General features: G+C 33.5%; 23 protein-coding genes. 22 read left to right on the top strand and 1 reads right to left on the bottom strand.

What is annotated here, in order from left to right:
- Positions 1 to 192 precede the first annotated feature (192 nt).
- From Bccel_RS10110 to Bccel_RS10090, 5 genes are all read left to right on the top strand, one after another.
- The gene (locus Bccel_RS10110; RefSeq protein WP_050753342.1) at positions 193 to 600 is read left to right on the top strand and encodes a WG repeat-containing protein; all 408 of its coding nucleotides are present in this window, start codon (positions 193 to 195) and stop codon (positions 598 to 600) included.
- Positions 573 to 1,802, top strand: a complete 1,230-nt coding sequence (locus Bccel_RS10105) for a WG repeat-containing protein (RefSeq protein ID WP_050753341.1) — start codon at positions 573 to 575, stop codon at positions 1,800 to 1,802. Before Bccel_RS10110 ends, Bccel_RS10105 begins: the two co-directional genes overlap by 28 nt.
- A gap of 165 nt (positions 1,803 to 1,967) precedes the next feature.
- Entirely contained in the window at positions 1,968 to 3,950 is a 1,983-nt protein-coding gene (locus tag Bccel_RS10100; protein WP_050753340.1) for a sialate O-acetylesterase, read from the top strand.
- A gap of 139 nt (positions 3,951 to 4,089) precedes the next feature.
- The gene (locus tag Bccel_RS10095; protein ID WP_036947102.1) at positions 4,090 to 4,872 is read left to right on the top strand and encodes a cyclase family protein; all 783 of its coding nucleotides are present in this window, start codon (positions 4,090 to 4,092) and stop codon (positions 4,870 to 4,872) included.
- Complete coding sequence (locus Bccel_RS10090; RefSeq protein ID WP_036947099.1) at positions 4,869 to 5,372, top strand: DNA-deoxyinosine glycosylase; 504 nt, start codon at positions 4,869 to 4,871, stop codon at positions 5,370 to 5,372. Before Bccel_RS10095 ends, Bccel_RS10090 begins: the two co-directional genes overlap by 4 nt.
- Before the next feature lie 164 nt (positions 5,373 to 5,536).
- On the opposite strand, the gene Bccel_RS10085 is transcribed toward Bccel_RS10090, so the two are convergent.
- Positions 5,537 to 6,082, bottom strand: coding sequence for a DJ-1 family glyoxalase III (locus tag Bccel_RS10085; RefSeq protein ID WP_409372145.1), 546 nt, complete (start codon positions 6,080 to 6,082; stop codon positions 5,537 to 5,539).
- Between the two features lie 209 nt (positions 6,083 to 6,291).
- Here Bccel_RS10085 and uvsE point away from each other — a divergent pair, with 209 nt between their 5' ends.
- The 17 genes from uvsE to Bccel_RS10000 all read left to right on the top strand — a co-directional run bounded on the left by uvsE (position 6,292) and on the right by Bccel_RS10000 (position 26,691).
- Entirely contained in the window at positions 6,292 to 7,548 is a 1,257-nt protein-coding gene (uvsE, locus tag Bccel_RS10080; protein ID WP_036947096.1) for a UV DNA damage repair endonuclease UvsE, read from the top strand.
- Between the two features lie 228 nt (positions 7,549 to 7,776).
- Entirely contained in the window at positions 7,777 to 8,337 is a 561-nt protein-coding gene (cobU, locus tag Bccel_RS10075; RefSeq protein ID WP_036947093.1) for a bifunctional adenosylcobinamide kinase/adenosylcobinamide-phosphate guanylyltransferase, read from the top strand.
- A gap of 47 nt (positions 8,338 to 8,384) precedes the next feature.
- Complete coding sequence (cobS, locus tag Bccel_RS10070) at positions 8,385 to 9,128, top strand: adenosylcobinamide-GDP ribazoletransferase (RefSeq protein WP_081927390.1); 744 nt, start codon at positions 8,385 to 8,387, stop codon at positions 9,126 to 9,128.
- A gap of 120 nt (positions 9,129 to 9,248) precedes the next feature.
- Complete coding sequence (locus tag Bccel_RS10065; RefSeq protein ID WP_036947090.1) at positions 9,249 to 9,698, top strand: rhodanese-like domain-containing protein; 450 nt, start codon at positions 9,249 to 9,251, stop codon at positions 9,696 to 9,698.
- A gap of 217 nt (positions 9,699 to 9,915) precedes the next feature.
- The gene (locus Bccel_RS10060) at positions 9,916 to 10,317 is read left to right on the top strand and encodes a secondary thiamine-phosphate synthase enzyme YjbQ (RefSeq protein WP_036947087.1); all 402 of its coding nucleotides are present in this window, start codon (positions 9,916 to 9,918) and stop codon (positions 10,315 to 10,317) included.
- Positions 10,318 to 10,356: 39 nt separating this feature from the next.
- Positions 10,357 to 10,830, top strand: coding sequence for a GtrA family protein (locus Bccel_RS10055; protein ID WP_036947084.1), 474 nt, complete (start codon positions 10,357 to 10,359; stop codon positions 10,828 to 10,830).
- 55 nt (positions 10,831 to 10,885) lie between these two features.
- Positions 10,886 to 12,493, top strand: coding sequence for a hypothetical protein (locus Bccel_RS10050; RefSeq protein ID WP_036947081.1), 1,608 nt, complete (start codon positions 10,886 to 10,888; stop codon positions 12,491 to 12,493).
- A 353-nt stretch (positions 12,494 to 12,846) separates the two neighbouring features.
- Positions 12,847 to 15,930, top strand: a complete 3,084-nt coding sequence (locus Bccel_RS10045; protein ID WP_036947078.1) for an S-layer homology domain-containing protein — start codon at positions 12,847 to 12,849, stop codon at positions 15,928 to 15,930.
- A 98-nt stretch (positions 15,931 to 16,028) separates the two neighbouring features.
- A complete protein-coding gene (locus tag Bccel_RS10040; protein ID WP_036947076.1) occupies positions 16,029 to 16,646 on the top strand; it encodes a hypothetical protein in 618 nt (205 codons plus the stop codon).
- 21 nt (positions 16,647 to 16,667) lie between these two features.
- Positions 16,668 to 18,119 carry a GumC domain-containing protein gene (locus Bccel_RS10035; protein ID WP_036947074.1) on the top strand — a complete coding sequence of 484 codons (1,452 nt, stop codon included), beginning with the start codon at positions 16,668 to 16,670 and terminating at the stop codon, positions 18,117 to 18,119.
- A gap of 344 nt (positions 18,120 to 18,463) precedes the next feature.
- Positions 18,464 to 19,336: a hypothetical protein gene (locus Bccel_RS10030; protein ID WP_160317709.1), complete on the top strand. Its 873-nt coding sequence runs from the start codon at positions 18,464 to 18,466 to the stop codon at positions 19,334 to 19,336.
- A gap of 24 nt (positions 19,337 to 19,360) precedes the next feature.
- Positions 19,361 to 20,461 carry a glycosyltransferase gene (locus tag Bccel_RS10025; RefSeq protein ID WP_036947068.1) on the top strand — a complete coding sequence of 367 codons (1,101 nt, stop codon included), beginning with the start codon at positions 19,361 to 19,363 and terminating at the stop codon, positions 20,459 to 20,461.
- A 34-nt stretch (positions 20,462 to 20,495) separates the two neighbouring features.
- Positions 20,496 to 21,611: a glycosyltransferase family 1 protein gene (locus tag Bccel_RS10020; protein ID WP_152965974.1), complete on the top strand. Its 1,116-nt coding sequence runs from the start codon at positions 20,496 to 20,498 to the stop codon at positions 21,609 to 21,611.
- A gap of 52 nt (positions 21,612 to 21,663) precedes the next feature.
- Positions 21,664 to 22,533, top strand: coding sequence for a glycosyltransferase (locus Bccel_RS10015; protein WP_050753338.1), 870 nt, complete (start codon positions 21,664 to 21,666; stop codon positions 22,531 to 22,533).
- A gap of 47 nt (positions 22,534 to 22,580) precedes the next feature.
- On the top strand, positions 22,581 to 23,999 hold the full coding sequence (locus tag Bccel_RS10010; RefSeq protein WP_050753337.1) for a sugar transferase: 1,419 nt from the start codon (positions 22,581 to 22,583) through the stop codon (positions 23,997 to 23,999).
- Positions 24,000 to 24,165: 166 nt separating this feature from the next.
- Complete coding sequence (locus Bccel_RS10005) at positions 24,166 to 25,206, top strand: glycosyltransferase family 2 protein (protein ID WP_050753336.1); 1,041 nt, start codon at positions 24,166 to 24,168, stop codon at positions 25,204 to 25,206.
- A gap of 483 nt (positions 25,207 to 25,689) precedes the next feature.
- Positions 25,690 to 26,691 carry a glycosyltransferase family 2 protein gene (locus Bccel_RS10000; RefSeq protein WP_050753335.1) on the top strand — a complete coding sequence of 334 codons (1,002 nt, stop codon included), beginning with the start codon at positions 25,690 to 25,692 and terminating at the stop codon, positions 26,689 to 26,691.
- The last annotated feature ends 194 nt before the right edge of the window (positions 26,692 to 26,885 follow it).

Genomic DNA, 26,885 nt, shown 5'->3' with positions numbered 1-26,885 from the left:
TTTAGTCATACCTATATAATATCAAATTTGACGAAGACATAATAAGAAAAGTTCCATAAAAGGAAGAATAATTTGTTTATGAATCTGTAACCATTTTATAACCTTTTGGAGCCTAATAGAAATTATAATAAGTATGTGTGAAGAAAATATATGAAAAACGACCTCTTACACCATAAAAGGGGGATTTTAGGGATGAAAAAAATAAGGACTATTTCCATCATGATGGTGATGTTGTTATATATTCCAGCATGTCAGGATACTAGCAAGGATCAAGGTATAAGTTTAACGCCTTCAAAAACAGCAGTTGTTGAAAAAATTGACAAAGTTCAGCTAAATGAAAAAATAAATTATAACTTTACTATAGATCCTCAATATGATCAGTGCGATATGCCTGTAGATGGCATAATAGGAACCAAAAAGATTGATGGGGATAATGTGGGGCATGGATTTATAGATACCCATGGCAGAGTTATTACAGATGCCATGTATGATGAGACAAGGTATTATATAGGTGCATCAAGTGCATCATCCGGATTTTCACAAGGTCTGGCACCTGTGAAGAAGAACGGAAAGTGGGGATACATAGATATGCAAGGGTAACGGTTATAGATTTTAAGTTTGACGATGCTTTTGGGTTTAGTGATGACCTCGCTAGGGTTGTTGTAAGCGGAAAATCCGGATATATAAACAAAGCGGGTGAAATTGTTATTACACCACAATATGATGACTGCTCTGAATTTCACAATGGTGTAGCTGCGGCTATGCTGAATAATAAATATGGATTCATCGGTAAAAATGGAGAATGGATTATAAAACCTGCATATGATGCAATTGATTTCGGGCGTTATGATAGCTCCTGGGAAAAAATAAATATTTTACAAATAATAAAAGATGATTTGGTAGGTATGATAAAGGTTGAAAGCGGTAGCGTGAGAATTCTTGCACAGCCTAAATACACCAATCTGTTTCCCTTTTATGATGAGGAAGCAAAGTTTGTAATTCTACATAAAGGCAAGGATGGTCAATTTGGCCCAAATATGACTGAGGGATATGTAAATAAGAAAGGCCGCGAAATATTTTCATGGGAAAGCAGGGATGAGGAAGGGGAGATGTATGAGTATTTATCGGAAGGGATGAGGCCTTACAGGAATGTAAAAAAAATATGGGGTTTTGCAGACAAAAATTTTAAGGTTGCCATACCCTGCAAGTATGACCGGGTAGAACAGTTCAATCATGGTTTTGCTGTTTGTTACAAGGGTGATAAGGCAGGTCTTATAGATAAACATGGTAAAGTTTTGTTGCAACCCGTATATGAAACTATAGTTCCAATACCTGAGGAAGGCTATGCTATTGTCCAAAAGGGAACTCGGATGCAGCTTATAAGCACAAATTCATTTAAACCTGTAAGCCGGGAATATGATGGGATTGGACGGGGCGGTAAAGTCCTTGCTGTAATTGAAAAGGGAAAGGTTGGATTTATTGGTAATGATGGCAGGGAGCTTGCAGCACCCCAATATGATGAGTGCGAATCATTTGCTTTTTGGGAGGATTATGCCTGGGTTAAGGAAAATGGAAAATGGATTTGCGTTGATCAGTGTGGAAAACAAAAGTTTTATGATGAATTTGACGGAGTAACCTTGTTTGAAGAGGGCTTGGCAGCAGTGAAAAAGGAAAGTAAGTGGGGAGTAATCGACAAGAATGGGAATGTAGTTGTACCTTATAATTTCGAAGAGGCAGCAGTTGTTGCAAAAGACCTTATAAAAGTTAAATCAGATGGAAAGTATGGCTTTATAAAATTATAGGAGTTTTAGTATAATTTTTTCAACTCAACAGCATAATCTTTTCTGGATCAAATTAGTATTATATAATTTAAATATGGACTGTAATTATAGACATGTTATAGATACCGAATTGATATATAACTTTACAGTTCGGTATCTATAGAGATAATTTAGGAGGATGTGTACATGAGATTGCGAAAAATTATGATTTGTTTTTTGAGTTTTATTTTCCTGTTTTCCACCTTTACTTTGCCGCCAGTGGCCAAGGCTGCAGACAAACCCTTTTTACACCCATTGTTTACAGACCATATGGTTATGCAGAGAGATACAGTTGATACATTATGGGGATGGACCTCATCAGGGGAGAAGATTACCATTGAGATTGGGGGAAAAACATTTACAGGTGTAGCGGACGGTTCTGGAAAATGGCAGGTAAAGATCGGGCCTTTTCCAAAGGGTGGACCTTATGAGATGAAGGTTACCGGATCAAAAACTGTTACTGTGAAGGATATCCTATTTGGAGAAGTATGGTTTTGTGCAGGACAGTCAAATATGGCAATGCAGCTGCCTAATGCAGGTGATGGCACTGCTGAGGCAGCAAAAGCAAATTATCCCAATATTAGATATTTTACAACACCTTACCAAAGTTCATCAGATCCTCAGACTGTATTTGGATATGTGAGTTATTGGACACAATGTACCCCCACAACAGTAGGAAATCTAACAGCAGTGGGATATTATTTCGCAAGAAAACTTAGCCAGGAACTGGATGTTCCGGTGGGTATAGTATGTTCAGCAGTGGGAGGTTCCTTCATAGAGAGCTGGATAGGCAATGAAGCATACAAAGCGTTTTTGGCAACTCCTGAGGCGGCAGGATTCCAGGCATCATCGCCAAACGGTTTCTATAACGGTATGGTAGCACCTGTTATGCCATTTAATATAAAGGGAATTATTTGGTACCAGGGCGAATCAAATACCCAATTTGATTACCTTTATAAGAGTATGCTTACGACAATGATTTCCGATTGGCGTAAAAACTACGGCATAGGTGAAATACCTGTTATGATAGTGCAGTTGCCCGGATATCAGAAAGTTCAGACTTTACCTGTAGAGATGGCACCTTATGCCACAATAAGGGAAGCACAACTAAAAACTGTTCAGGGGGATGAGAATAATGGACTTATAGTTACAGCTGATATAGGGGAAGAGGATATACATCCGAAGAACAAGGTGGATGTTGGTGTTAGGGCTGCAATTTGTGCTTTGGGTAAGTATTATGGAAAAACAATAGAATACTCAGGTCCTATCTTTAGATCGCTAACAAAAGAAGGAAGTAAAATAAGGATATCATTTGATCATACTGGAAGCGGGCTTGCAGCAGGCACTAAAGTTGGGACAGATCCTGTTGAGTTTAGCTCAGGTTCAGCAGTAAAAGGTTTTGCGGTAGCAGGCTCCGATGGTAAGTTTGTCTGGGCTGATGCAAACATAGATGACGGTACCGTTTTAGTTTCGGCAGCTTCAGTGGCTAGCCCGGTGGAAGTGAGATATTCGTGGGCAAGCAATCCTATTGGTAACCTTTATAATAAAGATGGACTGCCTGCTTCTCCATTTAAAGCAAATGTATCCAATTCTTCACTGCCACCTACTCCAACAGGTCGGCCGACAGCAACACCATCAGGTTCAGGTTATACAATAAAAGGTTACATATCACCTGATTTTGTAAGCATACAGAGTGCAACTGAACAGCAGCTGTCAGGGTTTTATGTTGAAATTTTAGGTATCGGTCTATCAGCTATGACTGATAATAATGGTGCATTTGAAATAAAAGGTATACCGGCTTCTTCTTTAGGCTATAAGTTAACGATAAGCAAAAACGGTTTTCTGACAAGAGAGCTTACCAATGTAAAAGTAACAAGCAACATAAACATCTCAACAGTTACATCTCCCATCTCCATGTGGGCAGGGGATATAGCTGTGAACGGTATAAAAGATAATACAATTAACATGACGGATGTAATACAAATTGCCAGAACTTTCAGTTCTGTAAAAAATGATGTGAAGTATGATGCCGGTTGTGACTTGAATTCTGACGGAGCAATAAATATGAGTGATGTAATTATTGCAGCCAAACATTTTAACAAGGTGTCGGCAGATTATCCTGAGATTTAATGAGAAGTATACATAAATAGTGATTTTATTTCTTGGATATCCATAGTTTGTTTTCTATATTTATAAAGAAATGTTATAATATGAAATAATAACAAAAGTATACAAAATACCTTACATGAATAGAAAGGGTGGTATTGGAATGAAAAGAAAGTTCATAGACTTAAGCATTGCAATAGAAGATGGGTTGCCTTCAGATCCTCCTGGAATGATACCCAGCATACAGTATATTAACCATAATGTCGGGGCAATGCAAATGGCGGAATTTTTTCCTGGGATTGATACCAAGAAGGATTTGCCGAATGGAAAAGGATGGGCTATTGAGCTGGTTAATCTTGCAACCCACGCAGGGACTCATTTGGATGCCCCCTGGCACTATCATCCTCAAATGAGTGATGGGCAGAAAGCCTTGACTATAGATGAAATACCCTTGGATTGGTGCATGGGTAATGGGGTTAAGCTGGATTTCAGGCATTTTCCCGATGGCTATCTCGTTACAGCAAAGGATATGGAAGAGGCCCTTGATAATATAAATTACCAATTGCAAAAGGGCGATATTGTTCTTATTAACACCGGGGCAGATAAATTTTGGGGCAAACCGGAATATCTTGTTAAAGGCTGTGGAATGGGAAAAGAGGCAACGCTCTGGCTGTGCCAAAGGGGTGTTAATGTTGTAGGAACGGATGCATGGAGCTGGGACAGACCTCTTCCAATAATAGCAAGGGACTTTGCTCAAACAGGTGACTCATCTATAATATGGGAGGGGCATTTTGCAAGTATTGAGCATGGTTATTGTCATCTTGAAAAGCTTACAAACTTGGAACAGCTGCCACCATTTGGATTCATATTTTCTTGTTTTCCAGTTAAAATAAAGGCAGCAAGTGCAGGTTGGGTAAGGGCGGTTGCAATAATTGAAGAGGAATGAAGCAGCTTAATATGATATATTCATTTGAACCAATAATAAATGAAAACTGTAAAATACTTATTTTAGGAACAATGCCCGGAGTACAATCACTTAGGAAACAAGAGTACTACGGGAACAAACAAAATGCATTTTGGCGGATAATTTATTCTCTATTTGATAAAGAGCTTGCTATTGACTATAATGAGAAAAAGAAATTTCTTCTTGAGCATCATATAGCACTGTGGGACGTTCTTGAGGCATGTGATAGGGAGGGAAGCCTTGATTCAGATATAAAGAACCCAAAGGCAAATGACTTTGTAAGCTTATTTAACGACTATCCGCGGATCAAATCTATTTATTTTAACGGATCTCCTGCAGAAACTCTTTTTAAAAGGTATGTCAAAGCAAAGTTTGAAAAGGGAGATCTGAAATACCGCAGGCTTCCTTCCACAAGTCCTGCTTATACTGCAGCGTTTTTAGAAAAATTTGATAAGTGGAAAATTGTTTTAGAAGATCTGTAAAATTAAATTTAATGGGGGCAGAAAAAAGGGACATACCTGCCCCTGATTTCATTCTATATTTATAAGGAGGAATTGTTAGCGTTATTTCTAAATTACAAATTCCGATTATATCATTATTATTATCAATTTGAGGAAAATAATACATGGAATTTGAAAAAACGCTTCTAACCTATAACCATTTTCTCCTTAAGTGTTTTGACTGCATCATTTCCAAGAAGGCACTCAACTATTTTAAGTGAAAAATCAACAGCTGTTCCAGGGCCTTTTGAAGTGATAAGGTTGCCATCTACCACTACTTTGGAATCATATTCAACTGCTGCACCCTCTAAATCACATTCCATACCTGGATAACAGATTGCTTTTTTGCCCTTCAAAAGCCCAAGTTTTCCTAAAATTGTAGGAGCGGCACAAATGGAAGCAATCCATTTTCCCTTATTGAAATAATCTGTCAATAAACCGATAAGTTCTTTGTGAATGCCATAGCTGGATGTTCCAGGTCCACCGGGAATAACCAGCATGTCACCTTTTTTAAAGTCACATTCTTCAAACATTGCATCTGCTTCAATTATTATATCATGGGAACCTTTGACCTGTTTTTTCTTTGTTATTGATACTGTAGTTACATCAATTCCTGCTCTTCTTAAAATATCGATAGGACTTACAGCTTCTATTTCTTCACAGCCATCTGTTAGAATAACAAAAACTTTCAATATAAGCACATCCTTTCATAATTAAATCTTAACACTTTATATTTATCTGTCTTAACGGTTTATAAAATCCTTCAACTTGAAATTTTATCACAATTTTCTCAACTGGAGAACTTTTATTTTAAAATTTTAGCTGCTATGCAGCGGTAAAAATGGGTAATACTATAATATCATTTGGCCACTAAGACTACTAATTATAAGGAGATGAGATTTTGGCTATCGGCTATGCATGTATAACAATAGGTGTAGAGGGGACAAAAGTATCTCGATGCATTATTGGTAATGCCACACTAGATAACTTAAGGAAAATTACCAATAACAATCTTGCTGCACTAATGGCAGCTATTGATTATAACATTGCCAAGGGAATAAAGCTTTACAGAATCAGCTCGGATATTATACCCTTTGGATCACACCCTGTAAACAAGCTTTTATGGTGGGATGAGTATGGTGAAAAGTTGCTTGAAATTGGGCAAAAAATAGCTGATTCAGGGATGAGGGTATCAATGCATCCAGGGCAATATACCGTACTAAATTCCACAAAACCTGAAGTGGTTAATAATGCCGTGTCGGACTTAATATATCATACAAAATTTTTAGATGCTTTAGGTGTGAATGAAAGTAACAAGTTAATACTGCACATAGGCGGAGTATATGGCGATAAGGAAAAATCGGCAGAAGTATTTAAATCAAACTATTTAAAACTTCCAGATAACATAAAGGCAAGAATGGTAATTGAAAATGACGATAAAAATTATACATTGGAGGATGCACTTTGTATTTCAAGGGTTCTGGATATACCTGTTATTTTTGACAATCTCCATAATAAATTGAATCCATCTCATGAAAAACTATCTGAGAAGGAATGGATTGATATATGTGCATCTACGTGGAAAGGGAAAGATGGGGTACAGAAGATACACTATTCCCAGCAAAAAACAGGGGCAGCAGCGGGTTCCCATTCAGAGACAATTTATATAGAAGAGTTTATGGAGTTTTATAACAATCTTAACGACAAAAGCATTGACATAATGCTTGAGGTAAAAGATAAAAATATTTCTTGCGTAAAATGTATTAATTCAACTTGTGACAAAACGAGTATAAAGGATATTGAAGAGGAGTGGGCAAAGTATAAATATTTTGTATTAAGTCGGTCAGCCAAAGTTTATCAAGAGGTAAGGGAACTTTTGAAAGACAAAAAGGTTATGAATATAATCGAATTCTATAGAAAGATTGAATTAGCCTTACATATGCCAGAGGATAAAGGTGCAGAGATAAATGCAGCTCAGCATGTATGGGGATATCTGGGTAAAAACTGTAAGGAAGCTGAAAAAAGAAGGTTTAATAGACTTATAAAGGATTATACCGAGAATGGCAAAGGCTTAAAATCAATTAAGAGTCATTTGTTAAAATGTGCAGAGGCCCAGAATGTTGAGTATCTCAAAAATTCATATTACTTTTTCATATGATTAATACTAAAATTTAAAAAAATTTTTAAAATAAGTGTTAAGTATCTTAAATTATTGTCGATAATAATAATGAGTAAGTTAAAGTTTACTCCCCTAATAGCCCTTATGGGCTTTTTTTTTTGGAATTTATTATAAACATTATTGTTATTTTTTGTTATAGAGGATAAAATAGCTATAGCAGTATGGAGATACATGGACATATGAAATGAAGATGGGAAGGATAGGCTTATGGGAAATCTAATTTTAGTTACAGGTGGTGCGAGAAGCGGTAAAAGCACTTTTGCTGAAGAACTAGTCAAAAAAACCGGGCAAAAGGTTTTATATATAGCTACAGCAAATGATTTTGATGATGAAATGAAGCATCGTATCAAAAAACATAAGGAGCAGAGACCTTCAACGTGGGAAACCCTTGAGGCTTTCAGGGATTTTGATAATATACTTCATACGCATATGTCTGATAAGGATGTAGTTATGCTTGACTGTATAACCATAATGGTAGCAAACATTATGTATGAGGAATGCACTGACTGGAATAACATGACCATTTTAGAAATAGATAGTATAGAAGCGATGGTTAATAAGGAAATTGGTAATCTTATAGGCGTTATAAGAGAGGGCAATGTACCATTTGTATTAGTTACCAATGAGATTGGAATGGGAGTGGTACCCGAATTTCCATCAGGCCGTGTGTTCCGTGATTTGGCCGGAAGGGTTAATCAACAGCTTGCTAAAGCTGCAGATGAAGTGTATTTGTGTGTATCGGGAATACCGGTAAAAATAAAAGGATAATTATTAATAAGATACTTATTTTTCATATTTACAGGTGGGTGGATATTGTGATTGTGATCAAGAGATTGGTATTAATGATTCAATTTCTTACAACTATACCAATTAAAATTAGTTTAGATGTTTCAGAGGAAGATTATGGAGAGGCGCTAGCATTTGCTCCCATAATTGGACTTGTTATAGGCGGGATACTTGCTGTAACTTATTATTTTACAGAGTCTATATTTCCAGCCTCAATTAATTCAATTATTATTATAATAGAATATATCCTTTTGACGGGAGGACTGCATTTGGACGGGCTTGGAGATACATTTGACGGGCTTTTTTCCAACAGGCCAAAGGAAAGGATGCTTGAGATAATGAAAGACAGCAGGTTGGGAACAAATGCAGTGTTGGCAATTGTTAGTGTGCTTTTGTTATACTACGGATTTTTGTCACAGATACCACCTGAACATATGTCAGTGGTGTTGGTACTGTTTCCTGTAGCAGGCAGAACAGCAACTCTTATAGGTGCATCTGTTTCAAATTATGCAAGAAACAATGGCCTTGGAAAATCTTTTGTAGATTACTGCGGGTTGAAACAGCTGGCTTTAGGGCTGTTTTTTTCTATTATAATTTTTGGCATAGCCTACAGGTTTTATGGGATGGGCTTATGTATCTTATCCATTGCTACAGCACTTATTACTGTCAAGTTTTTGTCAGGTAAAATAGACGGTGTTACAGGAGATATTCTTGGTGCAATCTGTGAATTGAACCAGGTAGTGATTATTGCCTGTTTTTTTATTTTATTATAAACTTGGTTTAAGATATACCTGTAAGGGGTATGTTATGAATAGGAAGGCATAAAATATAACATACGTTTTATTTTATGTTTACATAGCTCATAAATAATGTTTTCTAGGAGGGTATACTATATGAAGACATTTCTTATAGGTATTGCTTTGACAGTGTTACTGGTTTTTACCGTATCATGTGGCTCCAGCAAGGTTGGGAGTGATAGTCAAATGGATAATAATACTGCAGCAAAAGGTGATAGCATGGAAAATATAACATACATGAATATAAGTCCCCAGGATGCTAAAAAAAGGCTTGATAGTGAAAAAAATATAGTGCTTCTTGATGTAAGGACTAAGGAGGAATATGAAGAAAAACATATTCCCGGCAGCTTCCTGATACCTGTAGACGTAATAGAAAAGGATGCAGGATCAAAACTCACAGACAAAAATGCAGATATATTTGTATACTGCAGAAGCGGCAGAAGAAGTGTAACCGCTTCAGAGGCACTTGTAAAAATGGGTTATAGGAATGTTTATAACCTGGGAGGAATAATTGACTGGCCTTATGAGACGGTAAAAGGCAGGTAATGAATAAATATTAGAAAATTATATAAACACATCGTCCATATTAATGCTACTTTAATTTGGTCGGTGTGTTTTTGTTCTGCATGTGAGGTGTTGTATATGGCTTTAATGTTTATCCAGCATTGATAATTGCTAAATTTGTGATTGAAAGTTCGTACTTTTTGTGCGAGAATTAAATAGGTTGTTATTGTTACTATCTATAGGCATATTGGAGGTATTTATGAACTCTACATTAAACATAAAAACGGACATGCAGACTCAGCTTATTGACATCACCAGTCAGGTTCAAAAGGTTGTCAGTGAAAGTGGAGTTAAGGAAGGTATATGTGTTATATTTATACCTCATACTACTGCAGCAGTTACTATAAATGAAAATGCTGACGAAGATGTAAAGACCGATATTCTGAAAGAAATAAACAAGGTCATACCTTTTAATGATGGTTACAGGCACATGGAAGGTAATTCAGCTGCACACATTAAGGCAAGTTTGTTTGGATTTTCAGATCAAATCATTATACAAAATGGGAAGCTGCTTCTGGGGACCTGGCAGGGAGTGTATTTTTGTGAATTTGACGGACCAAGAAGCAGAAAGGCTTACATAAAGATTATCGCAGACAGATAATCACCATATAAAATTAGGTTAAAGGTAAAGGTAATTAAAATGATAAAAACTGCATTGGAAAAGGTCAAAAAACTTTTTCTTTCTAAGGAGTTTATCGTATTCCTTATTATTGGAGGAATGTCGGCGACTCTCAATTTTTTCACAGGTTTTCTATTTAGACAAGCTTTTCCGGGTAAGTACTTTTATACTATAAGCATTTGGGTTGGATTCACGGCAGGGAGTATATCAAGCTTTATACTAAACAGGCTTATTACATTTAAAGCATTTGATGAAAAGATTTACAGCCAGATTGTTAAATTTGCTGTGATTTTAGTTTTTTCAGTAGCAATAGCATCTGGAATAGCCAATATTCTTATGATTACATACTATAGTCTGAATATTAGCTTTATTACCGACAAACAGGCAGAGACATTAACAAGACTTGCATCAATAGGATTGACTACGTTTTTTAACTATCCTGCCATAAAGTTTTTCTCTTTTAGAAAAATTAATTTCAAAAAAGATAAAGCATGACTAAGTAAATATCAAGAACTTTTAATAAATGATGTTATTAGGGGGATTTTGGGGTATGGATGAGAATGCTAAAATCGGTTTGGAAAACCACCCGAAAAAGAAAACTATTAATGATATACCCGATATGAACGGTGTAAAGGGAAAGGCAAAGAAAGGGCTTATATTTGTATTACTATGGATAGCAGCAGCTGTAATGGCATTTAATTTTTCCCATGTAACTGATATAGATACATTTTTTCATCTGTCTGTAGGAAGAGATATTATGGAAAACGGGTTTACAACCGTTGATCCCTTTTCAATGCATAAATTGAATTTTTCATCACAGCAATGGCTGTCGGATGTTGTATTCTTTCTAATATATAAATTTTTTGGTTTTACCGGTCTATATGTTTTTCAGATTTTAGTTGCAGCTTTAATAATATTTGTTGTTTATAAAATAAATTGTCTTGTCAGCGATAATAAAAGGTATTTATCCCTTTTCCTTGCTATAGCATCGGTATGGCTATTTCAAAATACATTTATAAGAATCAGGCCGCAAATTTTTACCATATTATTGTTTGCACTGGAGATATATATACTTGAGACTTATTTAAGGAAGCGTAACTTTAAAGCACTGCTATTTTTACCGGTTTTGTGTGTGCTTCTTGCCAATTTCCATATAGGTGCATTTCCAATGTTTTTTGTACTGATGCTACCATACTTGGCGGACTCATTGGTGAAAGCGGATTTTTTCAAGATCCGTTTAGGATATTTTAAGAAAGATGGAAGCAAGCTTTTTAAAACCCTGTTGATGTTTTTTATACCATTGATTCCGTTATGTATTTTTAACCCATATGGTGTAAAGAAAATACTCTATTTTACTTCCATGTTCAATTCCGAAATTACTAAAAATATAGTTGAATGGAAATCACCGAACTTTGGCTCCAATTTAGGTGCTATAATAAGCCTGAGCCTTATAATAGTTACCGTTATTGTTATTATACAGTTTGCTCTTACTGAAAAGAGATTTACAGTAAAATCAATACTTATGTTTTTAGGACTTACAATAATGACATTGTACGCTGTTAGGTTTTACACATACTATATGACTTTTGTTGGATTGATATTGTTGGAGAAGTTAGGAACTGATTTTGGTAAAGAGTCAAAAAGGATTAAGGCAAAAAAAGCAGCTGAGGAAAATACTTTTGGAGAAAAGACTGCAAGGGTTCTGGAATCCAAGCCTGCCGCAGGAGTTTTGGTGCTTATTATTATTGCCGGCATTACTATAAAAACCGTCTTAGGCATGTGGCAAACAACATTATTTCAGCTTTATCCTGTAAAAGCAGCTGAATATATAAAAAATAACCTTGATTATAAGAATATCCGGTTGTTTAATGATTATGACGATGGCGGATTTCTTATGTTTAATGGTATAAAGGTTTTTATTGATTCAAGAGCGGACCTTTATACATCCCAATTCAACTCTGGGTGCACAGTGCTCAAGGACTATGATGAGATAATGGTAAATCCTGAGAATTATGAGGAAATATTTAAAAAGTATGACTTCCAATATATACTGGTTAACCCTTCTTTAAATTATGATTTATATCAGTACCTTAGAAAAGACATTAATTATAGGATTGTCACAGATGATGAGTATTATATATTATACAAAAGAAGCTAAGGTATGATTGAAACTATTCAGAAGCCTTCCTGTAAAAGGGCAGGCTTTTTTTTATGTCTAGGAAATTATAATAATTTTTTACTTCTTATATTCAGCTCTTACTCCTATTGTCAAAAGGGTTCATTCCCTTACTTGAAAAAATACAAATAAAATTGAGGAGAAACTGTTAAGTTATTAAAAAGCTTTGACGATATTAAGCGTGTCACTATTAATTATCAAAATGTTAGTGGATTTCCTATAAAAGGAAATAAATAAGAAATACACAGTAAAAGCTCAAAAGTGGGAGTAATTGTATTTAGCATTGCATTAAAAATAATAAAAATTTATGATGCTATGAAAGGGGTAATAATGTTATGAGTATTAGTAGAAGGGTTTTAAGTGTGTTGGTTGCTGTGTGTATAATTTTAACACTAGCTCCAGTCAGCAGTGCGGTAGGTGAGGATTCGCTGCAAAAGGTATTCAGAAGTATAATGAATGCAGATGATGCTCAAAAGAACCAGTTTAGCGGCATTCTACAAAAAATTTATGATGGATCAATTCGTGTTGTATCCGATAGTTTAGTTGATGAAGCATATGCTATCAATTGCTTAAAAGTAATGGAAAAAAGCGGGGTTAAAGAGGCACTACAAACATTTGCAAATATTAGCGATACAAAAAAACCAGCAGTTATAAGTATGGTTACTGCACAACTAACAGCTATAGAACCTAGTGGATTTCCAACAATCAGAACAGCAGTTAATATGATGTTGGCAAATGACATGAATGACGACGATGGCTTGTATGTTATGATCAATGCAATAAAAATGGCCCAGATTGGTGTTGACTCACCTATATGCAGAAATGATGCAATTAATCCATATAAGATTGATTTGGTTTATGATGCACAAAACAGTACAATGAATGAATTGGCAACAGATGTAATAAATCAAGCAAATTTTCTATTAAATTTAATAACAGGAGAGGATGTACCTTCTCCATCAAATGATCCTAATGCATTCGGTACTTTGCTGAACTACTTGGAGGAATTTATAAATAAAAATACTAACGATGAAATATATAACTTTAAAAAATACATTGTTAGCAATGGAATAGATTTCCAAAGTACGCCATATGCATCACCAACACCAACATCCGGTAATTCATCAGGTGGTGGTGGTGTTCCAGCTGCATCTTCAACACCAACAGTAGCAGCAACTCCAACAGCAGTAGCAGCAACACCAACAACAGTAGCAGCAACTCCAACAGCAGTAGCAGCAACACCAACAGTTAATGCTTCAACTTCCGTAACACCCACGGCAACCAAAATAGCAGAACCTACTGTTGAAGCAAGACCTACACCGCCTCCGGCAGATAAAGTAATTAACAGTCAATTAGTAGAACTGGACACTACAATTAAACAGGATAGCATAGGAGTCCAACAGGCAGATAAAATTGTAAGTGCTCTAAATACTATACAGACTAATATTTCAAATAAAGATGCAAATACAACTACTGGCAATCTAGCGGCGGCTGCAGCTGCAATAAACAATGTAGTTGACATTACACAAAAAGTAGCTGATGCGGCTTCAAAAACAGAAATAATTAAAGCTGCTACAAATACATATGCTGAAATTGCCGAAGCTGCTAAAAGTGTTACAGGAGAATCCAATGCTGTTACTGCCGTAAACTCATTAAGCAGTTTGATAAATAATGCAGGTAGTTTACTTTCAGCAGCTGATAGTAAACAAAAAGCAGAGGTTGCTCAAAAAGTATCAGATGTTTTATCTTCAATTTCAGTAGTTGCTGGAAAAGCAAAAACAGAAACCTCAACGTTGCAGATCATTGATTCAGTAATTAAGTCTGTTGATAATATTGACAGTGTAGCAAAAGCTGCTGGAAGTACTGAATTGAAAACTGACATCCAGAACAAAACAGCAGATGTTCTGTCAAGTACAGCAAATATGCTCAAGAATGTAAAATCAGAGGATAATGCAATTACTGCTGCTATGCAGGTAGCTGCATTAGTTGATAGAACCGCAGATGTATTAGCTTCAGCTGAAACCAAGAATGTTGCTCAAAAATTAGCTAAATCGGTTAAGGAAGTTGTTGCTGGAACTGTTGATCTGGTATCAAACATAACTACACCTGAAAAAGCTATAGATATGGTAAGCAGTATTGCAAAAGCAGTTGTAAAGGTGACAGAAGGTGCCGATATGGCAGGGAGCGAATCACGTAAAGTAACCGACCAGTTGGTTAAGGTTGCTGAAAAAGTTGTAGAAAAAGTTTCCAAGGAGCAAGTTGTAGCAAATGTGAAAGGAAATAAAGCAATTGCACAAGTTACAGAGGAAAAAGCAAAAGCAATCATTGAAAAGGCTCAGAAAGCTGCAGAAGTTGCTGAAGATTTAAAGAAAGAAATGAAAGACAGCGGTATTAATAAAACAGTAGAGAAAAAAGTGACAATTGATGTACCTGTAAAAGAGGGAATAAATAATGTACAAGCTGAATTACCTGCATTACTTCTTACCAGTGTAAAATCAAAGGGTATAGAAAAGGTGGAAATAGCAACAGGGGTAGCTAAATTGGCTGTTGAGCCGAATTTCATGAAAGAGACTTCTGCAAAATCCGTTGCACTCGAAGCAAGTAAGACACTAGAAGGAAATAATACAGTAATTAACTTAACTGCAACAATGACAGATACAAATGGGAAACAAAAACAGCTAAGCCAGTTTCAGAATAAAATCAGGGTAGAAGTTCCTTATACACTTAAAGCAGGAGAAAATGCAGATAAGATTACAGTTATGTATATTGGAGTAAATGGAAAAGAAACAAATATGTCAGGAAAATTTGACAGTGAGTTAAAAACCGTAACTTTCTTAACAGATCACTTTAGTAAATATGTAATCAAAAGTAATGTTGTTAAATTTAAAGATGTACCTGCTGATCATTGGGCTAAGGACAATATAGAAGGATTAGCTGCAAAGGGTATTGTGGAAGGAAGAAATTCACAGGATGTATTTATGCCAAATGCCAATATAACTAGAGCGGAGTTTGCTAAGTATATGTCTATAGCATTGAATATGGTAGACCCTACAGCTGTTGCGAACTTTAAGGATGTTCCTAAAAACAGCAGTTACTATACATATATAGCATCTGCTGTTAAGTCGGGTATTATAATGGGTAGGCCGGATGGTACGTTTGCCCCGAATGAAACAATAAGCAGGCAGGATATTACTGTTATTATGGCAAGAGCATTAAAAGAAACTGAAGTATCCAATGCTGGTAAGCTTGTAGGTTTTAATGATAAGTCATCAATTGCAGATTATGCGGTTAAGCCTATTGCACTTTGTGTAAAATATGGTTTAATATCAGGCAAACCAGGAAATATAGTAGATCCAAATGGTAAGATGACTAGAGCAGAGGCTGCTGCAGTTATCTATAGATTGTACAATAATAACTAATAGTTTCAAAGATGGGCAGATGCAAATCTGCCCGTCTTTAAACTCACTAATCTAGAATTACCTCATGGGGAAGAGAATATTTAGGGGATGGTGCAACTATGAAAAAAGTATTTTTTATTTGTGCGGCAGTTATTTTAATCATTTTAATATCCTCATGTGTATTTTTGTATAATTTAAGTAATAAGGTAATTGATATGGGCATTGAAGCAGCTATTGAAGAAGAGCTTAATAAAGGAACGTATGAGTTGATTAACGATGATGAAATTCAAGTGCAATTAAATAAAAATAGTAGTAAGGAAGAAAATAACAAAAATTCTTCAGATGAGCAAAAGGAGGATGACAGCAAAAGTAAATATGGGCATCCTCTGAATAATTCAACTCAATCTGGTAAAAACGGTAATAATGCATCAAGTAAAAATGCAAGTCCAAAAACAGGGGATACAAATGATACCAAGCAACAAACAACCAAAGCACAAGTGATATCTGTTAAAAAATTAAAAGAAATAAAGAATAGTGTTACTTTTTCAGATAGAATGAAGGTCAGCTTGATGCTTATAAGTAAATTAGAAATTAATGATATAAATGAATTAAAAGGGATGATTACGAGTGGTATAACAGAAGAAGAAAAACAAAGGGCAAAGAATATTGTTTATTCACGCTTGACCGAGAAAGAAGTAAATGAGATTAAGGAAATTTATAAAAGATATATGAAATAATATATCAAATGGGGGAAGAAAATGGACATAAATAATTCAAAAGATAAAATTGAATTGATTTTAAAGACTGAGCAAAAGGATGATGGGGAAATATCTTTAAGGGATATAATTAATACCATTCTAAAAGGTAAGTGGATAATTGTGGTAGCTGTTATTCTAATACCTTCAGTTGTCTTTGGGTACTTAAAATTTACTGCTCCAATTGTTGCTAAGACAATTATATCATTTAATTTTGAAGGTATAGAAAAAGGAGTGGACCCTAATGGAAAGAATTTTGATGTTAGTATAATCAAGTCACCTTCTATTATAAATGAAGTTATTAAAAAAATTGGATTAGATAAAAAAGGTATAAATATCGGAAACATAGTGCCAAACATAGATATACAGCCTATTATTCCAGGTGATATTTCTGAAAAAATAAAAAAAATTCAACAAGCAAAAAGTGAAAATATTAAGGATCAACAAGATTTTGTCTATTACCCGAATACATATATTGTTAGTTTCAACGTTAGTAAAAACTCAAAAATAAGCGTAAGCACAGCTAAAAGTATACTGGATGAGGTTATACATGAATACGCAAATTATTTCTTTCAAACATACACAGACAGAAATGCAATTGCGAATTCTATCGGAAAAATAAAATATGATGAATATGATTATCCCGAAATAACAGCGGTTATGCATAACCAGATTAATATACTTGAAAACTATCTCACAGCAAAGTTAAAACAAAGGAATGGGGATATTTTCAGAAGTACAAAACATGGCGTATCATTTTCGGATATTATCGGTACCATTGATGTTATAGACAAAACAGATATAGGTAGATTGGATGCAATCATCGGGGCATATAACCTTACAAAAGACAAGGATAACCTTATAAAACTTTATGAATATCGAATTAAGCAAAATGAGCTTCTGAAGAATAAAAAGGATGATGAAGCCAAAATTGTATCTGATATGTTGGGAAAATACCAGAAGGATAAAAATTTGGTGATGCTCCCTGGTTCGGCAGATATGAATAGTGAAACAGGAATGTTTGAATTTAACAAAACAGATGATTATTATAACCAGCTTGCCGAAAGGTATACTAATTCCGGCGTAGAATCTAAAAATGCTCAACACGATATTGAGTATTACCAAAAGGAAATAGAAAAATTTAAAAGTGACAGTGTTACACAATCTCAAAAGGTTATCGCAGAGAAACAGGTAATAAAAATGATTCCGGATGTTGCGGATAAATTAAAAAATTGGGTTGATATTACAAATGATACAGTTGATGAATACTATAATAAATATTTTATATTTGATGCAATAAAAGTGATTACAACTGCACAAAATGTTAGTTTTTCATATAAATTTCAATTGTTAATTGCTTTTGCAGCAGCTTTAATCTTGAGTTTAGTGGTAGTCTTTTTTATGGAGTATTGGAAAAGAAACTATAGTAAGGATAATATAGTAGAGACGGAGTAAAATAGCAAAATAGTATAGTTATTATTTAGGAGCAGATAAATTAAATGAGATATCTTGTAGCTAATATTATAATTGTTTTTTCAGGTTTTTATATAACTAAATTGGCCTTAAGTCCTATATATTTTGCTTTTTGTGCTGCAATTTTTATTTCTGTGTTTATATTTATATTAATTGGTAAGTTTCCTAAAAATTCAATTATTAGCTTATCATTTGCATACATAATATATTTATTTATAAGCCAAGCACTTGTTGGTGGAGAATTTAATGTAATTCTTAATGTGATTATTTCAATACTGTATTTGATTTTAACTATTATCGTTTGTTATTGCATGGATGTATCCAAAATGTATATAATTATTAGCCGATTTTTCATATGTTCTATACTGTTACTGATGGTAGAAGCTTTTTGGAGAATCACTCATCCAGTATTCAATTACAGTGAAAAAGCAATGAATAATGAAGACTTAAAATTTTATGCATATAAATTTAATAGCATAATGTATCAGGATTCAAATTTCGTTGGAATATTTATTGTAACCATGTTTTTTTTTCTTTTATATATTGACCATAAAACAGGAAAAAGGTCTTTTAAAACACTTTTTTTACTATTAGTATTATGCTTTTTAACAGCTTCAAGAGCTTCAATAGTTGCATTACTGGTATTCTGGGTTATATTCAGGTTTAATTTAATCATCAGAAGTATGAGAAAGGGACAAAGGATATATATGTATCTTGTATCCATAAATATATTAGCACTAGCTGCATTGTTAGTATTTACGCTTTTTGCAAAAGATGGAAGTTTTGTTTCGAAATTTTATATTATCGAGAAAACTTTTGACTTTTACAAAAATGCCAGTGTTACCAATATTCTATTTGGAGTAGGATTTGGCAATACGGTTCAGTATTTTGGTATAGGTGCTCATAACTTTATTATTGCATTTTTAATTGAGTCAGGAGTTGTTGGATTACTGTTCTTAAGTATTTTTTGGATACAAATATTAAGAAAGTCCAGTTTTGAAGCCTTAGTTGTAATGGTACCTTTTCTTATAAATGGAATGTCACTTGCTGGTCATGCTGTATCTTACCTTTATGTGATGTATGGTTTAATTTATATTATTTCGAGTAGGCCTCAGAATGGATTTGTATTAATATCAAAGTTCTTAAGACAAAGAAGAATTTCAAAGAATTTATCGGTAAAATCAGTTAGTAACTTTTAATAACTCACTAAGAGGTGGTTATATATGTTTAGGCAGTACGAAAGTTTTACTTTTTTTCCTGCCCAGCAGTGGTCTCATACATGGGAAAGACAGCATGAACTGATCTATAGGTTTGCAAAAGAAATTGATAGAGAAATCAATATTTTTTCTCCATTGGGTCTTGTTAGCTATAATTTTTTCTCAAAAGAGTTTTTTAACAAAGTATTGGAACGACACAAAAAAAAGGTATCTACAAATAATAGGAATGCAGTGCATCCAAATATGAAGTTTATTGATTCCCTGTATATACATAGATTTGACCTTATTTCTTCTGTTATGAATTATAAATTGTTAAAACGAAAAATTAAGCTTTCAGATAATAACTTTTTTTGGTCAACATATATAAATCCAACAATATATAGATTTTTTAAGAAATCAAAATTTAAAATTATAGATTTGGCAGAGAGACGTCAGAGCAATATGAAGATTAGCAGTCAAATGCGTCAGTTGGAAAAACAGGCAGTTTCTGAAGCCGATGTTGTAATTGTAGACAATATGGCAACTTATGATGATTATAAAACTTCAGCTAAGAAAATTTTCTATATTCCACAGGGCTATGACCACAATTTGATTAAAGCTAAAGAAGATAAATCAAGTAATGTCCCCACAAAAATTGGTTATATAGGTAATTTACATTATTGTATAGATTATGACTACTTGTTTAAATTGATAGAAATTAATCAACATTTGGAATTTGTGATAGTTGGTGGAATTGTAGATAAGACGGCAGAAAAGTTATTCAACTATTCCAATGTTCAAATGATAGGACAGGTGCCTAAAAGTGAATTACCAAAATACCTCAAACAAATCGATTATGGGCTTATACCATATAAAATTAACGAGTTCACCAAAGGTGTAAACCCCACAAAACTTTTTGAATATTTAGGTGCTGGTGTACCAGTGATTTCCACGCCAATTCCCGAGGTAAAACGATATAAAAACGATAAATTTATTTTTATAGAATCTGAAGCTAAGTTAATAGATTATAAATTGAATTTTGAAAATATTGATCAGTTACTTGCGGGGAACACCTGGGATAAACGTTTTAACCTATATCTCAAGCATATTGGAGAGATTGTTGGGTAATTTTACCCCCCCCACATAAAGTAAATAAAAGGGAGTGAGTATTATAGAGCCTGTTCGAGTTTTGCATGTTGTTGGAAAAATGAATCGTGGTGGGATGGAAACGATGATTATGAACTATTATCGTAATATAGACAGATCCAAGGTGCAATTTGATTTTCTGGTGCATTACAACGAACCTGGGGCTTATGACGAAGAAATAATACGTCTTGGGGGCAAGATTTTTATTATGCCGAAAACGGTTCCCCATAACTATTTTATTTATAGAAAATCATTAGAACATTTTTTTAAAGAGCATTCTGAGTACAAGATTGTTCACGGGCATCTAACTTCAACAGCATTTATGTATTTAAAAATTGCAAAAAAATATGGTGTGAAGTGTTGTATAGCACATGCTCATAATACTAATGTTCCTCGAAATATAAAAGGATTTATAGAGAAAGAATCAAAGAAATTAATGCTCAAGTATACCGATAGGCTTTTTTCGTGTTCAGATGCTGCTGCAAAATTTTATTTTGGCGAAAAGATCATAAACACAAGAGGTTACAATGTATTGAATAATGCTATTGATTCATCTGAATTTATTTATAATGAAAAAGACAGAGAGATGATCAGACAGGTTTTGGAGTTGGAAGGGAAATTTGTAATTGGTCACATTGGACGATTTGAAACTCAAAAAAACCATAAATATTTACTTAATATCTTTAGAAAGATAGTAAACCGAAAGAGTAACTCAGTATTATTGCTTATTGGTAAAGGGCCTTTAGAGGAAGAAGTAAAACAAAAGGTGCACGAGATGAAATTAGATAAAAATGTAATATTTATGGGTGTGCGATCGGACATCCCTTTACTTCTTCAAGGGATGGATGTATTTGTTCTACCGTCACTCTATGAAGGTCTTGGTATAGTATTAATAGAAGCACAGGCTGCAGGATTAAAATGTTTTGCTTCTAGTAGTATACCTTCTGAAGCCAAAATTACTGATTTGGTCACTTTTATTTCGCTGGAGAATTCCACAGAATATTGGGCAGACGAGATATTAAAATATTATAACGGGTATAACAGAAAGAATTGCCAAAAAGAAATAGAAGAAAGCGGTTATGAAATTAAGTCAGAAGTAAGTAATCTAGAGGAATTTTATATCAAAGCGTAGAGGTTTAGTGAATTGATAGTTTGTCTTTAAAGATAAAAAAGGTGGGAAGACTATGAAGGATAATACATTTTCGGTACTTATATCAATTTACTATAAGGAAAACCCGGATTTTTTGAAACAGTCACTAAACAGCGTTTTTGAACAAACCTTGAGGCCAAGTGAAGTAGTATTAGTAAAGGATGGAGAACTTACAAACGAACTTGAGGAAGTAATCAGTCAATTTTCAAGCCGATATCCACACATATTTAGAATTATAGCGTTAGAAAAGAATGTAGGTTTAGGGGAGGCTTTAAGAATCGGTTTACTACATTGTACATATGAAATAGTTGCACGTATGGATTCAGATGATGTTTGCTTGCCTCTTCGGTTTGAAAAGCAGATGAGCGTTTTGCAGAAAGATACTTCAATTGATATTACAGGGTCATTTATTGCAGAATTTGAAAATAGGATTGATGAAATAACGTCTATTAGAAAAGTTCCTTGCGAATTTGGTGATATAGCAACTAAAGCAAGATATAGAAATCCCTTTAATCACCAAACTGTAATGTTCAGGAAAAGTGCTGTTATAATAGCAGGAAATTACAAGAGTTTTTTATGGTACGAGGATTATTATTTATGGGTTAGAATGCTTATTCAAAATCATAAAGCTGTTAATATTCCTGAGGTTTTGGTTTATGTAAGGACTGGTACATCAATGTTTAAAAGAAGGGGAGGCTTTAATGTATTTATAAATGAGGTAAGATTTCAAAAAGAATTATTAAAGCTCAATTTTATTTCAGTTTTAGAACTCACGTACAATATCGTAACACGTGGTTTGGTAAGATTACTTCCGGTAAGCTTGAGAAAATTGGTATACAGTCTTTTTTTAAGGGAAAAACGAAATCTTAATGATCAGGTTAATGCAGTAAATACAAATAACTGATAAAAAATCTACAAATACAGAATTAATATACCATTGGAGGTGATACGATGAGAAGAAGCATGAAGAGGGACAGCAGAATTTTTTCTTCAGTGCAGGCTTTTATCGATGTTACACTTGTTTGTTTGGGATTCAATCTGGCGTATATTGTGTATAACTACTTTTTTGGGATTGAGTTTATAAATATCAAACCTTATTTTGAAGTAATACCTCTGGTTGCTTTGGCTTCCTTTATTTTCTTTAGTGTTTATGGTGTGTTCAAGTGTGGAGAAAAACCTTTTATAGACACAATCTTTTCAGTAGTTCTGTCTGCCTTTTTTGTAGATCTATCATCTGTGGCTATGATTTTTTTTGTAAAGGGATTTAATGTACCGAGAATTACTTTTGTAATTGCATTTATATTTCAAATTGTTTTACTACTTATATGGAAGATGGTGGTTTTTAAGACATTTCCTATATTTAATAAACCTAAGGATGTAGCTATTATTGGAGTTGGGGAAGAAACTCTTGCAGTGGCTATAAAGGCTTTGGAAAAGGGATTGAGCAGGCTTAAAGTGAAATGCCTCATAAATATTGAAAAAGATTTTTGCAACGATGAAATACAAAATGTTGATGCAGTAATTATAAGCCCAGAACTAAGCAATATCCAAAAGGAAGAGATCCTCACAAAATGTATGGCTTTAAACAAAAATGTCTATATAATTCCTGAACTTTTTGAAATTGCTATGTTTAATGCCCGGCTTACTCAATTTGATGATTTACCGGTATTTTGCGTAGATAAACTGGGGCTATCAGTTGAACAGCAGCTAATAAAACGTATTACTGACATTATTATTTCTTTAATCTGTATTATTATATCTTTACCAATAATGCTTCTAACATATATTATTATAAAATTATATGATGGTGGACCTGTGATTTTTTCACAGGAAAGGACTACTCGTTGGAACAAGGAATTCAATTTGTATAAATTTCGTACAATGGTAATTAATGCAGAACAAATGACAGGCCCTGTACTTGCGTCGGAAAGAGACCCAAGAATCACACCTATTGGGGCTTTCCTTAGGGCCACAAGGATAGATGAACTTCCTCAATTTTTTAATGTATTAAAAGGAGAAATGAGTATTGTTGGACCAAGGCCCGAACGTAAATTCTTTATTGACCAGTTTACAAAAGATATTCCAAACTTTGAATACCGACTGGCTGTTAAAGCAGGTATAACCGGATTAGCTCAGGTTATGGGCAAATATACTACAACTCCGCGGGATAAACTGAGGTTTGATCTGTTATATATTAAAAATTATTCTATCTTAATGGATTTGAAGATATTTTTCCAGACAATAAAAATTATGTTTATGAAAGCAGCGTCAAAAGGTTTCTCAGAGGACAAGCTCAATAATTATACATTAAAGGAACTTAATATTTCAAACTTGAAAAATTATTCGGCTTTTGAATCTATGATAAAATAACTAGTTATTTTAAAAATGGTAGATTTTTAAAGCTTTTCCATGAAGAGTTTATTCAGTGGAATAACTTTAGATTCAAACTGATGTTTACCTATTTTGTTATGCTTTTTAGATACATTTCGCACAAAAATGTATACAATAAATTCATCAAGTATAAAGAGGTGTTCAAATGGATGTAGGAATGGTTTCGGTTATTGTACCAGTATATAACGTTGAAAAATATATTGAAAACTGCATAAATAGTTTAATAAAGCAAACATATAAGAATATCGAAATTATACTAGTTGATGATGGTTCTACGGATAAAAGCGGAAGTATTTGTGACAACTTTTGTGCAATAGATAATCGTATTAAGGTTATACATACACAAAATAAAGGGGTGTCTGCTGCAAGGAACAAAGGGATTGAAGTATCAACAGGTTGCTTTATTCAGTTTGTAGACTCAGACGATACCATCGATGAAAATATGACCAAAAGGTTAGTACAATTAATGGGAAAAAATATTGACTTGGTTATTTGCGGATATAGAATTAAGCAAATACGAGGCAAAAATAGATTTCTTTCAAAAGAAATCCAACCAATTTTTTGGGGACAATTTACCAAGGATGATTTTGTAAATAATTTTGGTAAGTTTTTAAATAACTTAATTGTTAACTCGCCTGTAAATAAATTATATTCCGCCAGTTTAATAAAAGGTTATAGATTAAGTTTTCCCGAGAATATAAGCATAGGCGAAGATTTGATATTCAATCTCGAAGTGATTAATAAATCTTCGAGGATATATATAACTAAAGAAGTTTATTACAATTACATCAATCATAATCAAAGTTCATTAATGCTAAACTATAAAAAGGATTTTTTTAGTATTCAACAAATATTATTTTCTAAACTTTATCAGTTTTTGCATGAGAATGATAAAATGTCAATGGAAAATGAGGTTAATATAAGATTCTACTATATTAGGAGTATTTTTTGCTGTTTAAATAACCTATTTCATAACAATAGTAAACTTTCGTTCAGAAATAAAGTAATCCAAATCAAAGAGATAATCACAGATAATCAGGTTCAGAATAGTCTTAGATTTAAACCTAAGTTAGGAATTCAATATAAAATTATTATCACCTTGATTTATCTAAAACAGTATCTGTCAATTTATTTATTCTTTACTTTTAAAAGTCACGTTAAGAAATTAGTGGAAAGGCTTACGTAATAATTAAAAGCTATATATGTAAATGCGCATTTATTTGTTTGTCCAAATCTGCTAGGTATATGACTTGACAGTATGTGCACCATATTATATCATTGAAAAAAGGAATTATTACAAATGGCAAATATAATAACCATGGATATAGACTTTAAAATAGTGCGAATTGAAATATATGATTGTTGATTAATGCAGGGACTGAAATTATATAGAAGTTAGCCAAAAAGTGGAATTTTGCAATATCAAGTTGTTATTTTGTTATCAAACTTTAAATAGAAATAATTTCTTCCATTCAAAGTTATCAAAGACATTTTATGAGTTATGGAAGGTTTTTGATGTTATTTATGCAAGTCATATGTCCGATAAGAATAAATATAAAATGGACAAAGTTCTTAAAAGAAACTTATTTAGCAGGGGTTTATAAGTCATATTAAATATACTTTCTATAAATTATTTGTGTGATTATTCAAAATAGAGAATGGTGATAAAATGAATAATTTAGTTAGTGTCATTATACCAGTATACAAGGTAGAAGAGTATCTAAATAGATGTGTTAAATCCGTTCTGGCACAAACTTACAGGAATCTGGAAGTCATATTGGTCAATGACGGTTCACCAGACTGTTGTGGTGAAATGTGCGACGGATTTGCCAAAATAGACAGAAGAGTCAGAGTAATCCATAAGAAAAATGGTGGTCTTTCGGATGCAAGGAATGCAGGAGTTGAAATTGCTTCAGGAGAGTATTTAACATTCCTTGATAGTGATGACTGGGTTCATGAAGAGTATATTGAAAAGTTATACAATCTACTTATTTCCACAGAATCAGACATAGCTGCATGTAATTTCATTCGTACATCAAGGGAGGACATTTCTCTAAATACATCAAACATAGAGATACATGAGTTTTCAAATATTGAGGCATTGGAACAATTGACAGGAAAATTTTACGTTCCATTAGTTGTAGCGTGGGGAAAGATCTATCATAAGGATTTGTTTAGGACAATCAGATATCCTGTTGGTAAAGTTCATGAGGATGAGTATATTGCTCATCATTTATTATTTAAGGCAAAAAAGGTTGTTTTTACTACGGAACAAATGTTATATTACTGGCAACGAAAAGATAGTATCACGGGAGTTGGGTTTAATGTTAGTAACAGAATTTATGCAACCCATGCTATTATTGAAAGAGCAGCTTTCTTAAATGAAGTTGGATTAACTAAATTGAGGAATAAAACATATAAAACTGCTATATACATCTATTTGCAGATTGTTAAATATAAAAAAATGAATAATGAATTAAAGAATGATCAAGACTTATTGAGCCAGTTTAAAATTTTGAACTTAAAACTTCGAGAAGGAAATTATAACTCTAATTTAAAAATTCGGTATAAGTTATGCTGTATTATGCCTGATGTAATGAATATTGCTTTTAAAATGTACTATAAGGCGATAAAGTTAATAAAGGGAAACGTGGAAAAACGAAGTGTTTAACATAAATCTTAGTAGTTAATATTGTTTATAGCAAGCGTCATAAAGTTGGGTAAATTAAGATGATACCTAGATTACAATAGTAAATTTACTGTGGTTTTTACGTGTTTATTCAGTAATTGCAAGCAGACTAAAAATGCAATTTTTATTAATGTCTCTTTATTTATTAAAAGCATTATTCCAATTTCAAAGGATTA

Origin of the sequence: Pseudobacteroides cellulosolvens ATCC 35603 = DSM 2933 (assembly GCF_001262605.1) — a bacterium.
Lineage (GTDB): Bacteria > Bacillota > Clostridia > Acetivibrionales > DSM-2933 > Pseudobacteroides > Pseudobacteroides cellulosolvens.
Note: the sequence above shows the minus strand (reverse complement) of the source record. Positions and strands in the feature narration are given on the sequence as shown.